At 68.6% G+C, this 15430-nt stretch carries 11 protein-coding genes and 2 tRNA genes; 4 read left to right on the top strand and 9 right to left on the bottom strand.

Features of this window, described 5'->3' with window-relative positions; all coding sequences use genetic code 11:
- Positions 1-30: 30 nt before the first annotated feature.
- Together ACIRQH_RS07925 and ACIRQH_RS07920 are read right to left on the bottom strand one after the other, a co-directional pair.
- A complete protein-coding gene (locus ACIRQH_RS07925) occupies positions 31-936 on the bottom strand; it encodes a rhomboid family intramembrane serine protease (RefSeq protein ID WP_388868325.1) in 906 nt (301 codons plus the stop codon).
- A gap of 178 nt (positions 937-1114) precedes the next feature.
- Positions 1115-1648: a peptidylprolyl isomerase gene (locus tag ACIRQH_RS07920; RefSeq protein WP_358816855.1), complete on the bottom strand. Its 534-nt coding sequence runs from the start codon at positions 1646-1648 to the stop codon at positions 1115-1117.
- A 392-nt stretch (positions 1649-2040) separates the two neighbouring features.
- Between ACIRQH_RS07920 and ACIRQH_RS07915 the strand changes: the two genes are divergently transcribed.
- Positions 2041-2742, top strand: a complete 702-nt coding sequence (locus tag ACIRQH_RS07915; protein ID WP_358816854.1) for a DUF5324 family protein — start codon at positions 2041-2043, stop codon at positions 2740-2742.
- 484 nt (positions 2743-3226) lie between these two features.
- Here the strand turns inward: ACIRQH_RS07915 and ACIRQH_RS07910 are convergent.
- Positions 3227-3299: transfer RNA gene (locus ACIRQH_RS07910), tRNA-Ala, on the bottom strand.
- A gap of 182 nt (positions 3300-3481) precedes the next feature.
- Here ACIRQH_RS07910 and ACIRQH_RS07905 point away from each other — a divergent pair.
- Together ACIRQH_RS07905 and ACIRQH_RS07900 are read left to right on the top strand one after the other, a co-directional pair.
- Positions 3482-4030, top strand: coding sequence for a helix-turn-helix domain-containing protein (locus ACIRQH_RS07905; protein WP_358816853.1), 549 nt, complete (start codon positions 3482-3484; stop codon positions 4028-4030).
- Between the two features lie 130 nt (positions 4031-4160).
- The gene (locus ACIRQH_RS07900) at positions 4161-5960 is read left to right on the top strand and encodes a protein kinase (RefSeq protein ID WP_404224722.1); all 1800 of its coding nucleotides are present in this window, start codon (positions 4161-4163) and stop codon (positions 5958-5960) included.
- 59 nt (positions 5961-6019) lie between these two features.
- On the opposite strand, the gene ACIRQH_RS07895 is transcribed toward ACIRQH_RS07900, so the two are convergent.
- Together ACIRQH_RS07895 and ACIRQH_RS07890 are read right to left on the bottom strand one after the other, a co-directional pair.
- On the bottom strand, positions 6020-7492 hold the full coding sequence (locus ACIRQH_RS07895) for a hypothetical protein (protein ID WP_404224720.1): 1473 nt from the start codon (positions 7490-7492) through the stop codon (positions 6020-6022).
- 228 nt (positions 7493-7720) lie between these two features.
- Complete coding sequence (locus ACIRQH_RS07890; protein ID WP_003999697.1) at positions 7721-7849, bottom strand: DLW-39 family protein; 129 nt, start codon at positions 7847-7849, stop codon at positions 7721-7723.
- Between the two features lie 327 nt (positions 7850-8176).
- On the opposite strand from ACIRQH_RS07890, the gene ACIRQH_RS07885 reads away from it, so the two are divergent.
- Positions 8177-8605 carry a DUF6344 domain-containing protein gene (locus ACIRQH_RS07885; RefSeq protein WP_388868315.1) on the top strand — a complete coding sequence of 143 codons (429 nt, stop codon included), beginning with the start codon at positions 8177-8179 and terminating at the stop codon, positions 8603-8605.
- Positions 8606-9300: 695 nt separating this feature from the next.
- Here ACIRQH_RS07885 and ACIRQH_RS07880 read toward each other — a convergent pair.
- The 4 genes from ACIRQH_RS07880 to gyrB all read right to left on the bottom strand — a co-directional run bounded on the left by ACIRQH_RS07880 (position 9301) and on the right by gyrB (position 14912).
- Positions 9301-9374, bottom strand: a tRNA-Ile gene (locus ACIRQH_RS07880).
- Positions 9375-9475: 101 nt separating this feature from the next.
- Positions 9476-10195 carry a DUF3566 domain-containing protein gene (locus tag ACIRQH_RS07875; protein WP_358816849.1) on the bottom strand — a complete coding sequence of 240 codons (720 nt, stop codon included), beginning with the start codon at positions 10193-10195 and terminating at the stop codon, positions 9476-9478.
- A gap of 19 nt (positions 10196-10214) precedes the next feature.
- Positions 10215-12806: a DNA gyrase subunit A gene (gyrA, locus tag ACIRQH_RS07870; RefSeq protein ID WP_358816848.1), complete on the bottom strand. Its 2592-nt coding sequence runs from the start codon at positions 12804-12806 to the stop codon at positions 10215-10217.
- Between the two features lie 42 nt (positions 12807-12848).
- Positions 12849-14912: a DNA topoisomerase (ATP-hydrolyzing) subunit B gene (gyrB, locus tag ACIRQH_RS07865; RefSeq protein WP_358816847.1), complete on the bottom strand. Its 2064-nt coding sequence runs from the start codon at positions 14910-14912 to the stop codon at positions 12849-12851.
- Positions 14913-15430: the final 518 nt, after the last annotated feature.

Below are 15430 nucleotides of genomic sequence, written 5' to 3'. Positions count from 1 at the left end.
CATCACCTCTCACCTGAGCCGAAGCCCTCCTCAGGTGAGCTGAGCGGTCCTCAGCAGCGTCGTCCCCACGACGACGACCAGGAAGAGTGCGCACACCCCGTACTGGACGAGGTTCCTGCGCTCACGCGGTGCGTGCACCATCGCGTACCCGACCACAACACCGGCGACCAGACCACCGATATGCGCCTGCCAGGCGATACCGCTCCAGCCGAAGGTGAAGATCAGGTTGATCACCAGAAGGGCGATGACCGGGCGCATGTCGTAGTTGAGCCGGCGCATCAGGACCGCCGTCGCTCCGAACAGGCCGAAGATCGCCCCCGAGGCACCGAGCGACGGCTGGTTGGGCGCGGCGAGCAAATAACAGAGCGCGCTGCCCGCGAGGCCCGAGATGAAGTAAAGGGCGAGATAGCGAGCGCGGCCGAGGGCAGCCTCCAGGGGGCCGCCGAGCCACCACAGGCTGAGCATGTTGAAGATGATGTGGATCGGGCTGCCGTGCAGGAACATCGACGTCAGCATCCGGTACCACTGGCCTTCGGCCACGCCCTGGATGTCTCCGGCGAGGAAGGCCCGGCCGAAGAGGGTGAAGCGGTCGGTGAAGGTGTCGCCCGCCACCTGTTGGACCACGTACAACGCGACGTTGAGCCCGATCAGAACCTTCGTCGCGAGCCGCGGATCCCGGGCGATCGTGCCGCCCGCGATGGTCCGGGGCTGCGTGGCTGCCGGGGCGTGCCCGGTGCCGGAGCCGCCGCGGATGCAATCGGGGCACTGGAAGCCGACGGAGGCACTGACCATGCACTCCGGGCAGATCGGACGCTCGCAGCGGGTGCAGCGCACCCCGGTCTCGCGGTCCGGGTGCCGGTAGCAGGCGGGCAGGTCGTGGGCGTCCTGCGATCCCTGGTCCCGCGGCCCCTGCGGGTTGCCGGGCGGCTGGTCCATGGGGTCCCCTCAATCTCCGTACGGCGGCTCGCACACGCTCACCACAGGTCCGTGCGCACAACGCGCCGCCCCGTCCATCCTTACGGATGAACGGGGCGTTTGGTTCCCCGCCTGAGCGGTCGAAGCCGGGGCTGCCCTGCCCCGAGTCTTCGCGCCTCGCGGCGCGGGCCAGGCGGGCTCAGCCCTCGCGGGTCTCGACGACGACCGACTCGATGACGACGTCGTTGACCGGGCGGTCGGTGCGCGGGTTGGTCTGCGTGGCGGCGATGGCGTCCACGACCTTCTGGCTGGCCGTGTCCGTGATCTCGCCGAAGATGGTGTGCTTGCGGGTCAGCCAGGCCGTCGGGGAGACGGTGACGAAGAACTGCGAGCCGTTCGTGCCCGGGCCGGCGTTGGCCATGGCGAGCAGGTAGGGCTTGTTGAAGGACAGGTCCGGGTGGAACTCGTCCTCGAACTGGTAGCCGGGGCCGCCGGTGCCGTTGCCGAGAGGGTCGCCGCCCTGGATCATGAAGCCGCTGATCACCCGGTGGAAGACCGTGCCGTCGTACAGCTTGTCGGTCGACTTCGCACCCGTCTCCGGGTTGACCCACTCACGCTCACCCTTGGCGAGCTCGACGAAGTTCCGGACCGTCTTGGGCGCGTGGTTCGGCAGGAGCCGGATCTCGATGTCGCCTTGGTTGGTCTTCAGGGTGGCGTAAAGCTGCTCGGCCACGATCTGCCTTCCGTTGCCTTCTTTTGACTGACCGATCCTCGCACGGCCAAGGACCCCCGGCGCCCGTCCGCCACCGCCGGGCGGGCATCCGCGCATCGGGCTTGCAGAAAACAGGCCGAGTACTTCCGGGACGGGGGCGAGGGGCGGCGATCCGTGGCATTGTCGACGACAAGCTCCCGTTGCCCGTATTTTCCGCTATCTCATGTGATCGACACCTGACCGGCTGAGGTGGGCCCGTCGCCCCGGGACTCAGCACCCCTGACACGGATGCCCGTCCTCACATGCCCCGGCCCCGTCAGACGGGCATGATCCCCGTAGGGGTGGAAAGGTGAACTGTGTGTCTTTGGGGGTACCCGAACCCCCGACGTACGCCACCGAGGAGGAGGAAACCCGTGACCCGCATCGACAGCGTGCGCGCCGCGACCGGCTCGGCGAAGGACAGCGTGCTGCACGCCGCGGAAGTGGTGGCGCCTTACGCCGACACCGCCAAGGACAGGGCTGCTTACTACGCGACCGAAGCACGCGTACGGCTGGCGCCGAAAGTGACGCAGGCCGCCGAGCAGGCCCGCGTGCAGTACGACGCCCATCTCGCGCCGCGCCTTGAGCAAGCCCGCACGCATGTTCCGCCGAAGGTCGACCAGGCCGCGCAAGAAGCGGCCGTGCGCACCCGGAAGGCGGCCCGACAGGCCGCCGTCTATTCCAAGCCGAAGATCGAGCAGGCGGTGGCAGCCGCCCAGCCCGTCGGTGAGGAAGCCGCGTCCCGTGGTGCGGCGGCCATCGCCGCGCTGCGCGGTCAGGTGTCGCCGAAGGAGATCCAGAAGCTGGTCCGCAAGCACGAGCGGCGGGCGAGGGCAGGTCGCCTCGTGAAGGGGCTGGCCGTCCTGGGGATCCTGGCGGGCGGCGCTTTCGCCGCCTGGAAGTGGTGGGACAAGCAGGCCAACCCCGACTGGCTGGTCGAGCCGCCGGCCGCGACCGAGGTGCCCGAGACCGGGCGCCTGACGTCGGTCGACGGCAGTGGCCAGTCCGATCTGGACCCCGAGGTACAGGTCAAGGAAGCACAGGAAGAGGCGGCCGAGCGCGACGACCTGCGCTGAGCCCGACCGACTCACAACATCGCCGCGGGGCAGGAGACTTGAGGGTCTCCTGCCCCGCGGCGATGTTTCACGTGGAACGACGACAGGGTCACCGCGGACCATTTTCACCGGCCCCGATCGCGATGACATTTGCAACGGTCTTCGTGTGCAGCATCCGTGGAGATGTTGTTGACGGGCTGCACCCGGACGGCTACGCGACCTGCTGCGCGCCAGCTCACACAGGGGCTCGACCGTCGACCGCCCTGCCGAGGCCGTGTCGCCGACGCCTGTAGGGCCACCGCGCGCACCCCTCCTTCAGTTCATGTTTGCGCAAAGAAACGCAACGACTGCAAAGAGAATTCGGGTGACGCAGTTCATCGTCCCCCTTTTCGGTGCCCTGGATTCCACCCGGAAGGCGCCGCTCGCCGGCCCTGCGGGTCGGTGAAAGCGGGATACGCAAAAGACCGGCCAGACGCCACTGAGGGCGTCTGGCCGGTCCGGGTTGTGGAGCCTAGGGGAGTCGAACCCCTGACATCTGCCATGCAAAGACAGCGCTCTACCAACTGAGCTAAGGCCCCGTAAGGGGAGCGTCCGGCCACAGGAACCACCTGCCGACGGGCGCCGCAGACCAGAGTACCGGGTCACCCCCGGTATCTCGCAAAAAGATTGGGGGTCCCCGTGGACGACCACTCTCCGTAAGATGCTCGGCGTGGTTCGCGACAGCGAACCGCGGTACTTGGGGAAGCGATGGGGAGACGCAATGGACGCCGCACAGCAGGAAGCAACCGCGAGAGCCCGGGAGCTGCAGCGGAACTGGTACGGGGAGCCTCTGGGGGCGCTCTTCCGTAGGCTCATAGAGGACCTGGGCCTGAACCAGGCCCGTCTCGCCGGAGTACTGGGCCTCTCCGCTCCCATGCTGTCGCAGCTGATGAGCGGTCAGCGGGCCAAGATCGGCAATCCCGCGGTGGTCCAGCGCGTACAGCTCCTGCAGGACCTGGCGGGCCAGGTCGCCGACGGCAGCGTCAGCGCCGCCGAGGCGACCGAGCGGATGGACGAGATCAAGAAGTCCCAGGGGGGATCGGTGCTCAACAACACCACGCAGTCCACGACCAGTTCGGGCGCCCCGACGGTCAAGCGTGTGGTCCGTGAGATCCAGTCCCTGCTGCGGTCGGTCGCCGCCGCCGGAGACATCATCGATGCGGCGGACACCCTCGCCCCGACCCATCCGGAACTGGCAGAGTTCCTCCGGGTCTACGGCGCCGGCCGCACCTCGGACGCGGTCGCGCACTACCAGTCCCACCAGAGCTGAGCAGGCCGCCCGGCCGCCGGGCATCCGGCCACTGGAGGCCCGTAGGACCTTCCAGCCGCCGCACGTCAGGCAGCCGGGCACCTCGGAAGAGGTCTTTGGAGCGACCGCCGAAGGGGAGCGACGTACGACCATGGGTGAGGTCTTCGCAGGCCGGTACGAACTGGTCGACCCGATCGGGCGCGGGGGAGTCGGCGCCGTCTGGCGCGCCTGGGACCACCGGCGGCGACGCTATGTCGCCGCCAAGGTGCTCCAACAGAGCGATGCGCACGCCCTGTTGCGCTTCGTGCGGGAGCAGGCGTTGCGGATCGATCATCCGCACGTGCTGGCTCCAGCGAGCTGGGCGGCCGACGACGACAAGGTCCTGTTCACCATGGACCTGGTCGCCGGAGGCTCCCTGGTGCACCTGATCAACGACTACGGTCCGCTGCCCGCGGTCTTCGTCCACACGCTGGTCGACCAACTCCTCGCGGGCCTCGCGGCCGTGCACGCGGAAGGGGTCGTGCACCGCGACATCAAGCCCGCCAACGTGCTCCTCGAAGCCACCGGCACCGGCCGGCCACGACTGCGGCTGTCCGACTTCGGCATCGCGATGCGTCTCGGTGAGCCTCGGCTCACCGAGACCAACTACGTGGTGGGGACGCCCGGTTACTTCGCCCCCGAGCAGATGCTGGGATCCGAGCCCGATTTCCCCGCGGACCTGTTCGCCGTGGGCCTGGTCGCCCTCTATCTCCTGGAAGGCGCCAAGCCGGACGCCAAGGCGTTGATCGAGTACTTCGCCGAGCACGGCACACCGCCCGCCCCCCGGGGCATACCCGAGCCCCTGTGGCAGGTGGTGGCGACACTCCTCCAGCCGGATCCACAGGCCCGCTTCCGTACCGCCACGGGGGCGCGCAAGGCGCTCGCCGCAGCCGCCGAGCTGCTGCCGGAGCCCGGCCCCGACGACGAGCTCATCGAGGTGTTCGACCAGCTCGGTCCGCTACCGCTGGGCTTCGGACCGGAGGGGCCCCTCGGAAAGGGGTCGGCCTCGGCGCCGACGGGCGGGAATCCGGCGGCCCTGTTCTCCCCCGGGCACCCGGACAGCACTGCGGCGCATCTCGGGCCCGGCCTGGACGACAGGCCTGACAGCACCGCGGGCACGGCTTCGGACAGGACTCCTCATTCGCCGGGTGCCGGTACGGGCCCACCGCCGGGTACCGGTACGAGCAACAGCATCAGCACGGGGGCCGGCCCCGCGCCCCAGGCAGACCCGGTCCCCCCAGCCGACGTCGCCACGGACGGCACCCCCAGCGACCCCGAGGGCGAGGATTCCGGAGGCGTTCCAGAAGCCGGCGCCGCCACTACGGCACGATCGGATCCCGCTCCCTCCCTCCACTCCTCGATGTCCGACACCGGCAGCTTCCACCTGCCGCCGCCGAGGCCGGCCCTCGCGTCCGACTCCTCACCGGCACAGGGGGCAACCCCACAACCCCTGCCGCAGCCGCAGCCGCAGCCGCAGCCGCAGCCGCAGGCCGAACCCCCATACGCACCTCGTCAGTCCCCGGTCCATCTGGCCAAAAGCGAGGCGGAGGCCCCCACTCCCCCCACCTTGGTCCCGCTCCCACCTCTGGCGCAGTCTTCGGCGGTCGTTCCGCCCGGCCGCCCGGCGTCGGAGCCCGCCCCGACCGCGACTCCGCACGCGCCGTTCCCCCATCGGCATGGACCTCCGGCCGCCGCGATGCGGCAGCACGCGTACACCCCTACTGCTTCTTACACCGCTCGATCCGCCCAGGTTCCGCCTCCGCAGGTCGCACCGCCGGCAGCCGCGGCTCCGGGGCACCGAGGAAGGCGGGCACGACCGCGTCCGGGACCGCCTGCGAAGATCGCGGTCCCGATGCTCGTGCTGGCAATGGCCTGCTTCGCGGTGGGGTTCTGGGCACTGACCCAGATCTGAGAACCGGCAGAGATCCGAAGGGCCGTGGCACCAGCCCCGGCTGCTCTCTCTGGGGCGCGTCACCAGTTCCGTGGTGTGCCGTGGCCCCAGGGCGCGGGATCCGGCGCGGGCAGGGGAGCCGGAACCGTTTCCGCCTCCTCCGATGCGGGCCACGGAGCCCGTATCGGCCGCCGCCGCCGGGCGGCCACGGTCCATGCTCCGAGCGTCAGCACCAGCAGGCTTCCCAAGCCGATGCTGCCCACGGCGAGCAGTTTCATGGTGGTGTTTCGGCCGTCGCCGTTCCCTGTGCCCGTCGAACCCCCCGCTGTGCGGCTGTCGCCGGCCGCGGCGTCGAACACGTCACGTGGCAGGGGCCGCCCCGCGTAGGCGGGCCCCGACCGTGCCGCTCCGGTCACACGGACCCGCAGGGTCAGCCCGAGCGGGCCGTCACCGAACCGGTCGGCGACCTGCGCGGCGAGATGGACCACGAGGTAGTAGGAGCCGGCGAACCGCATACCGCTCACGCGGTCGCTGAGCGCGTAGCGGTTCTCGTAGGCGACCGGAGGAACGGGAGCGAGCGCGGCGGATCGCTGCCCGCCGTCGTATCCGGAGCCGACATCGTCGACGAAGCCGCGGACCGGGTTGTAGAGCGACAGGGCCAGGGCGGTGCCCACGTAGCCGTCACCCCCGCTCGAACTGCCCAGGTCGGCGACGGCGTGGAACTGCTGCCCCCAGTCGACCGGAACCTTGTAGAAGCGGGTCTGTCCCGGGCTGATGCCGTCCCGCCAGACGCCCTGCCCGAGAGTGGTCGCGGTGCTGAACCCGGCTCCGCCCTCGCGGCGCCGCGGGGTGCCCGCGAGGGCTTCAGGGGTCGCGGAGTCCCAGGCTTCCGGCGCCGTCGTCGAGCGGGCCTCCTTCAGACCCGGCTCCGACACATAGCCGATCTCCAGGTCCCACGCTCCCGACGCCGAGCCGTTCGGATCAGCCGTACCTCCCGACGCAGTCCCCGGGGAGGCCTTCGAAATGCCCGCTCCGCTGCGCTCGACCACCACGTAGTACGTCCCGGCCGCCTGGCAGGCGTACTGCTTGCCGCCCGTCTCCCGTGCCGCCCAGGCTGTGATGGGGTGCGGACTCTGGGTGGCGCCGAAGTGCGCACTGCCGGAGGCCGAGCAGTTGCGGCCGTTGCCGTCCTGCAGGGAGACCTTGAGACCGTCCGAATAGGAGACGCTCGCACCGGGCCGGGGGACGGCGGTGGCGGAGACGTACGCGGTGGACACGGCGTCGAGTTCGAGACGGTAGTAGAGCCTGCCGCCCCGGCCGGAGGGCCCTATGGAGCTCTTGTACGTGTGGCCTGCCCCAAGCCGTGCCGAGTCGGTGGTGCCCTCGGCGCCCGGGACGGCGGTGGCGTCCTCGGCGAAGGCGTACGGGCCCGGCGTGCCGTCAGCGGCCCAGCCGGCGGGAGTGAGCGCCCCGCACAGCGCGATCGCCGCCGCGGCCGTGAAGGCCCTGCCGTGCCACGTTCTCGCACGCCGGCTCTCCGTGCGAACCCCCATCACGCGCCACCCCTCGTCGCAGCCCCCTGGCGTGGCCCCATCCTGCCCCCTCGGCCACGGCCGCACCCGGGCTATCCCGGGGAGCGGCCGAAAGGGAACGGCCGTACGACGGTCAGCAGTCGCGCTGACAACGCGTCTGCTTGCTTTCCTCAACCGGAGAGCGCCCGGACAACACAAAACCCCGACCGCCAGGGCGGCCGGGGTCTGCTCTGAGACTGTTGTCGGTACTCACGAACCCGTAGGCACGGAGTCGGTCGCCTCCGTCCACAGATCCTGCTCGGCGCGATCCGCCTGGATCTGGCGGTACACGAGGAGCCCGCCGATGGCGGCCAGTGCGACCAGGAGAAGCTTCTTCACCGCGCGACCTCGTCTTTCGTTGACGTTGGGGACTTCTGGCGCCCGACTATACACACCGACCGATACCGATCGGTGACCTGGTTCAGCCCTCAACTCCGGCCCTGAGAACAGCAATAGGACCGGACATCACCGCCCCGATCTGAGGGTGATCACATGTCACAGAAAGTGACTTTCAGTGGCATCTGGTGACTTTCCCGGTCACTTGCGGCCATCCGGGTGGTGTTCATCTGAACATCGACGCGCCACGAGCGTAGGTCCACCACTTCGCGGCCCGCATACACATCATGAGGAAAGTACGCAAATCGCCTGACCCGAAAGTGAGGGGCCATGACCCAGAACAAGGTCATGAAGCTGTGGACCGCGATCGTCACCGCGTTCCTGGCTCTGTGCACGACGCTCGGACTCATCACGACCACCGCGGCCGCCGCCGTACCGCAGGCCACCGCGGCCCGCAACACCGAGGCCGCTGTGACGGCCCCCACGGTCTCCCCCTGGACCCTGTCCTTCAGCCGGGCACTCCCCCCGACGATGAAGCAACGGATCCGCGCCGAGGCCCACGGTTCCTCGCCGAGCTGCCGCCACCGCGCGCCGGCCGAGGAGGACGCGACGGACACCGCCGCCCTCACCGAGGCGGAGAGCCTGACCGAAGCGGAAGGCCTGGCCGATCCCACCGCCTGCTCCGACCCCGCGGCCCTCGCGGCGACCGACGCGGCCGCGATCACGCCCCTCAGGGCTCCGGTACCCCTCCAGCGCTGACCAGCGCGCGACGTCCAAGGGGAGAACACCGTACGGAGCACGAAACCGTACGAGAGCCGGTCCGAGAACGAGTGCGGGAACCAAGGACAGAACCACGTACGGGGGCCCCGTCCCTGCCCGAGCGTCGTCCCTGGCCTTCCTCGAACCTGGCAGCCCCGCAGCATCCCGCCTCACGTACTCCTCCGCACCGCACCGCTCTTCGGCACCACCTTTTATCAGCACCCCCTTTTGCCACTCCCCGCTTTCCCGACCCCTCTTCTCCCAGCCTCACCTTGCACAGACCCCGCAGACCCCTGACGTAGCGGCGAACTTGCGTACAAAGCACCCAGGGCAAAGGCCCGGCGACTCGGACGAGTTGCCGGGCCTTCGACGTCTCACCACCCTGCGGCCGGCCGTCGGAGGCCACCCAGCCCCGCCACGCGACAGCCGTCCCCACCGTGGCGCCGCCGGTGTCCCACCACGGCGCGGGCCGTGCCCCATCACTCCGACAGCGCGGCACACCACCGCCGCGCCTCCTCTACGCCCACCGCAGCCACCGTTGAAACAGCCCGCCTGGGCGGCTCCGGCCTCCCCGGGCACATCCGTGACGGCCCCGAGAGGCATCCAGGGCCCCCGCCCCCGTGAAGCCCGCCACAACCCCCGTACACGCAACGCAAAGACCCCCAACCGTGAACCGGTTGGGGGTCTTGATGCTGTGGGGCTAACAGGATTTGAACCTGTGGCCTCATCCTTATCAGGGATGCGCTCTAACCAACTGAGCTATAGCCCCGCCGCGCTTTGCGGTGTGTGTCCCGCGCGCTGACCTCTGAAGATTAGCGCACGACGCGGCCAGTCCCAAAATCGATAGTCAGAGGGCGTTTGAGCGGGCCCTCACTCGTCCTCGGCGAGCGTCAGCTCGACACCGCCGACGAAGCCGGCGGAGAGGTTGTAGATGAACGCGCCGAGGGTCGCGAGAGCCGTCGCGAGGACGACGTCGATGACCGCGATGACCGACGTGAACATCAGGACGTGCGGCAGCGAGAGGAACGACTGCAGGTCGAAGCCGTTCGACTCGTTCGAGCCCGTCGCCTCGGAGATCGTGCCGCCGACGGTCGAGAAGACGCCCATGGCGTCCATGACCATCCACAGCACCGCGGCCGCCACGATCGTGCAGATGCCGAGCGCGATGGAGAGCAGGAAGCTGACCTTCATCACCGACCACGGGTCGGCCTTGGCCACCCGGAGCCGTGCCTTGCGTGTGCGCGGCGTGGTGCGCGCGCCGGTGCGCGGCCTGCGGACCGCGTTCGAAGGCGCCTGAGCCGGGTAGGCCTGCGGCGGGTGATACGGCTGCGCGGGCTGCTGCCCGTTCCGTTCGCCCGGCAGCGGTGAGCCCGGCAGTGCCGGTCCCGCCGCTGGCGCGCTCGGCGCCGAGGTCGCCCCGGCCGGGGCCGCCTGCCCGCCCGCGTACTGCTGGGCCTGCTGGCCTCGGGTGTCCGTCACAGTTCCCCCCTGGGATCCATGAGAGTCATGGGAGTCGTCCTCATCCATGGCGGGGCCACGGCCGCCGTCCGTTTCCGTACCGGTCGATCCGGCGCCCGTGGCTCCGCTCACAATGAACTCACTCCTCGCGCTACTCGGCCGAGGACGGATCGCCCTCTTCCGTACCGACGGCCTCGACGCCTTCGGCGACGTCGTCGACAGCGTCTCCGCCGTCGACCTCCTCCGCCTCACGACCGGCCTCGGCGTTACGAGCGATGCCGACCACGGCATCGCGCTTGCCCAGGTTGATCAGTTGGACGCCCATGGTGTCACGGCCCGTCTCCCTGACCTCGTTGACTCGCGTACGAATCACACCGCCGGACAGCGTGATGGCGAGGATCTCGTCGGTCTCCTCGACCACCAGCGCACCGACGAGAGAACCGCGGTCCTCGACGATCTTGGCGGCCTTGATACCCAGGCCACCGCGACCCTGGACGCGGTACTCGTCGACGTTGGTCCGCTTCGCGTACCCACCGTCTGTGGCAGTGAACACGAACGTACCGGGTCGAACAACATTCATCGAGAGAAGCTGGTCCCTCTCGCGGAAACTCATTCCCTTGACGCCCGAGGTCGCACGGCCCATCGGTCGCAGAGCGTCGTCCGTGGCGGTGAACCTGATCGACTGGGCCTTCTTGCTGATCAGCAGCAGATCGTCCTCGGCCGAGACGAGTTCGGCTCCGATCAGTTCGTCGTCGGAACCGTCCTCCGTCTCGCGGAGATTGATCGCGATGACGCCGCCGGCGCGGGGCGAATCGTAATCCTTGAGAGGCGTCTTCTTGACCAGTCCGCCCTTGGTGGCCAGCACCAGGTAGGGCGCCGCGTCATAGTCACGGATGGCGAGGATCTCGGCGATCGCCTCGTCCGGCTGGAAGGCCAGCAGGTTGGCGACGTGCTGCCCGCGCGCGTCCCGGCCGGCGTCAGGAAGTTCGTACGCCTTGGCGCGGTAGACGCGGCCCTTGTTGGTGAAGAACAGCAGCCAGTGGTGCGTCGTCGACACGAAGAAGTGGTCGACGATGTCGTCCTGCTTCAGCTTCGCGCCGCGGACGCCCTTGCCGCCGCGCTTCTGCGAGCGGTAGTCCTCGGTCTTCGTCCGCTTGATGTAGCCACCGCGCGTGATGGTGACGACGATGTCCTCTTCGGCGATCAGGTCCTCGATGGACATGTCGCCGTCGAACGGCACCAGCTTGGAACGACGGTCGTCGCCGAACTTCTCGACGATCGCGGCGAGCTCCTCGCTGATGATGCCGCGCTGACGCACGGGCGAGGCGAGGATCTCGTTGTACTCGCGGATCTTGGCCTGGAGCTCGTCGTGCTCCGAGACGATCTTCTGGCGCTCCAGGGCGGCGAGCCGACGGAGCTGCATCTCGAGGATCGCGTTCGCCTGGATCTCGTCGATCTCCAGGAGGCCCATCAGGCCCTCTCGCGCGATCTCCACGGTGTCACTGCGCCGGATGAGGGCGATGACCTCGTCGATGGCGTCCAGGGCCTTCAGGAGGCCGCGCAGGATGTGCGCGCGCTCCTCGGCCTTGCGCAGCCGGAACTTCGTCCGCCGGACGATGACCTCGATCTGGTGCGTCACCCAGTGGCGGATGAACGCGTCCAGGGAGAGCGTGCGCGGCACACCGTCGACGAGCGCCAGCATGTTCGCGCCGAAGTTCGTCTGCAGGTCGGTGTGCTTGTAGAGGTTGTTGAGGACGACCTTGGCGACCGCGTCCCGCTTGAGCACGATCACGAGGCGCTGGCCGGTACGGGAACTGGTCTCGTCCCGGACGTCCGCGATCCCGCCGATCTTGCCGTCCTTGACCAGGTCGGCGATCTTCTGGGCGAGGTTGTCGGGGTTGGTCTGATACGGCAGTTCCGTGACCACCAGGCACTGGCGGTTCTGGATCTCCTCGACATCGACGACCGCGCGCATCGTGATGGAGCCACGCCCCGTGCGGTACGCCTCCTCGATGCCCTTGCGGCCCACGACCAGGGCGCCGCTCGGGAAGTCGGGGCCCTTGATGCGCTCGATCAGGGCGTCCAGAAGCTCCTCGTGAGAGGCCTCGGGGTTCTCCAGGTACCACTGGGCGCCGGCCGCGACCTCGCGCAGGTTGTGCGGCGGGATGTTGGTGGCCATACCGACCGCGATGCCCGCCGAACCGTTGATCAGCAGGTTCGGGAAGCGGGCCGGCAGGACCGTCGGCTCCTGGTTGCGGCCGTCGTAGTTGTCCTTGAAATCGACGGTGTCCTCGTCGATGTCGCGGACCATCTCCATGGACAGCGGCTTCAGCTTGCACTCGGTGTACCGCATGGCGGCGGCCGGGTCGTTGCCGGGAGAGCCGAAGTTGCCGTTGGAGTCCACCAGCGGCATCCGCATCGACCACGGCTGCGCGAGGCGGACCAGCGCGTCGTAGATCGAGGAGTCACCGTGCGGGTGGTAGGTGCCCATGACGTCGCCGACGACGCGGGCGCACTTGTAGAAGCCCTTCTCGGGCCGGTAGCCACCGTCGTACATCGCGTACAGGACGCGGCGGTGGACGGGCTTGAGACCGTCCCGCACGTCGGGCAGCGCACGCGACACGATGACGGACATCGCGTAGTCGAGGTACGAGCGCTGCATCTCGGTCTCGAGCCCGACGGGCTCGATGCGCAGGGCGATCTCGCCCTCTTCGGGGATGCTCGGAATGTTCTCGTCGGTCATTGCTGGTGAAGATCCTTTCTGACGCGGTCAGCTGAGACCGACTCAGATGTCGAGGAAGCGGACGTCCTTGGCATTGCGCTGGATGAACGCGCGGCGCGCCTCGACGTCCTCGCCCATGAGGACCGAGAACAGGTCGTCGGCCTGGGCGGCGTCGTCGAGCGTGACCTGACCGAGGACACGGTGCTCCTGGTCCATGGTCGTGATGCGCAGTTCCTCGGCGTTCATCTCACCGAGACCCTTGAATCGCTGGATCGAGTCCTCACGGACGCGCTTTCCGGCCTGGCGGCCCAGCTCGATCAGCGCGTCGCGCTCGCGGTCGGAGTACGCGTACTCGAAGTCGTCCCGGCCCCACTTGATCTTGTAGAGCGGCGGGCGCGACAGGAACACGTGACCCGCTTCGACCAGCGGCCGCATGAAGCGGAACAGGAAGGTCAGCAGCAGGGTGTTGATGTGCTGGCCGTCGACGTCGGCGTCCGCCATCAGGATGATCTTGTGATAGCGGAGCTTCTCGATGTCGAAGTCCTCGTGGACTCCGGTGCCGAAGGCGGAGATCAGTGCCTGGATCTCCTGGTTCTGCAGGATCTTGTCGATCCGCGCCTTCTCGACGTTGAGGATCTTTCCGCGGATCGGGAGGATCGCCTGGTACTGCGGGTTACGGCCGGACTTGGCCGAGCCGCCGGCGGAGTCACCCTCGACGATGAAGATCTCGCACTTGGTGGGATCGTTCGACTGGCAGTCGGACAGCTTGCCCGGCAGGGACGCCGACTCCAGGAGGCCCTTGCGGCGGGTGAGGTCACGCGCCTTGCGGGCCGCCACGCGCGCGGTGGCCGCCTGGATGGACTTGCGGATGATGTCCGCGGCCTCGTTCGGGTTGCGGTCCAGCCAGTCGTTGAGGTGCTCGTAGACAGCCCTCTGGACGAAGGTCTTCGCCTCCGTGTTGCCCAGCTTGGTCTTGGTCTGGCCCTCGAACTGAGGCTCGCTCAGCTTGACCGAGATGATCGCGGTCAGACCCTCGCGGATGTCGTCACCCGTGAGGTTGTCGTCCTTCTCGCGAAGAAGCTTCTTGTCGCGCGCGTACTTGTTGATGAGCGAGGTCAGCGCCGCACGGAAGCCTTCCTCGTGCGTACCGCCCTCGTGGGTGTGGATGATGTTGGCGAAGGAGTACACGCCCTCGCTGTAGCCGCTGTTCCACTGCATCGCGACTTCGAGGGACAGGCTCTTGTCCTTGTCCTCCGCCTCAAGGTCGATGACCGTGGGGTGGACCGCCTCTCCCTTGCGGGAGTTGAGGTACTTCACGAAGTCGACGATGCCGCCTTCGTAGTGGTACGTGACGGTCTTGACCTCGTCCTTCTCGTCCGCGCCGGCCTCGTCCGCCCCAGCGGTGGCCTTCGCCGACTCGCGCTCGTCAGTGAGTTTGATCGTCAAACCCTTGTTGAGGAACGCCATCTCCTGGAAGCGCCGCGAGAGCGTCTCGAAGGAGTACTCCGTGGTCTCGAAGATGTCCGCGTCGGCCCAGAAGGTGACCGACGTGCCGGTCTCGTCCGTGGCCTCGTGCTTCGAGAGCGGGGCTGTCGGGACGCCCAGCTTGTAGTCCTGCGTGTACCGGTGGCCGTCCGTCTTGACCACGACGGCGATCTTGCTCGACAGCGCGTTCACGACGGAGACGCCGACGCCGTGGAGACCACCGGAGACCGCGTAGCCGCCGCCGCCGAACTTGCCGCCCGCGTGCAGGACGGTCAGCACGACCTCGAGGGCCGGCTTGCCCTCCGAGGCGACGATGCCCACCGGGATGCCTCGGCCGTTGTCGGTGACGCGGACGCCACCGTCGGGGAGGATCGTGATGTCGATCGTGTCGGCGTGGCCGGCCAGCGCCTCGTCGACCGAGTTGTCCACGACCTCGTACACGAGGTGGTGGAGCCCGCGCTCACCGGTCGACCCGATGTACATGCCGGGTCGCTTGCGGACCGCGTCCAGACCCTCGAGGACGGTGATGGCGCTGGCGTCGTACGAGGCTGTGACCTCGCCGTTCATGCCGGCGTCGATGGACGGGATGTTCTCGTTGGGGTTGCCGGAATCGGCCACGAAGCGCCCTTTCTGGCACAGCACAAGCCAAACTGCCGGCGGGTGGCCGGAGCGGCTGCGGCGTGTTGCGTTGGTAAGCCTTAGTCAGCGTTGCTCGGTGCGTCCCACAAGTGGGGCGGGATTAGCTCTCAGTCTACCGGTAGCGCCGACAGTGATGGGGGTTTGCCGGTACCTGAGTCCGCATGTGCCGCCCTGAACCGGTCTCGCCCGACTCCCCATATGCGGACCCGGGCCCAAAGAGGCTCACAGCGGCACTCAGCGCTTCCGGGTGTCAACCCTTGGCTACTGGCAAGTCAGGTCGGTCTTCGCAACTGCATCCGGTTTCCCCCGTCAGCCCTCCGGAGCAGGCCGGGATCGGCCGTACGAGGTGCGTGGAACAGCTGCCTAAAGGGGCTCAGCACGCCCCTGAACAGGGAGAACGGGCGTCGCGGAGGATCAAGGGGAGGAGACGTCGGCAGGTCGGCCGCCGCCGGGCTCGGAGCGGCGCGGGCTCGACGTGGACGCGCGATGCCCGTGAGGAGGAGTGACGAAAGAGGCCTGGG

Source organism: Streptomyces sp. NPDC102279 (genome assembly GCF_044766365.1).
In the GTDB taxonomy this organism is placed as follows: domain Bacteria; phylum Actinomycetota; class Actinomycetes; order Streptomycetales; family Streptomycetaceae; genus Streptomyces.
This window is presented reverse-complemented; position numbering and strand designations above follow the sequence as displayed.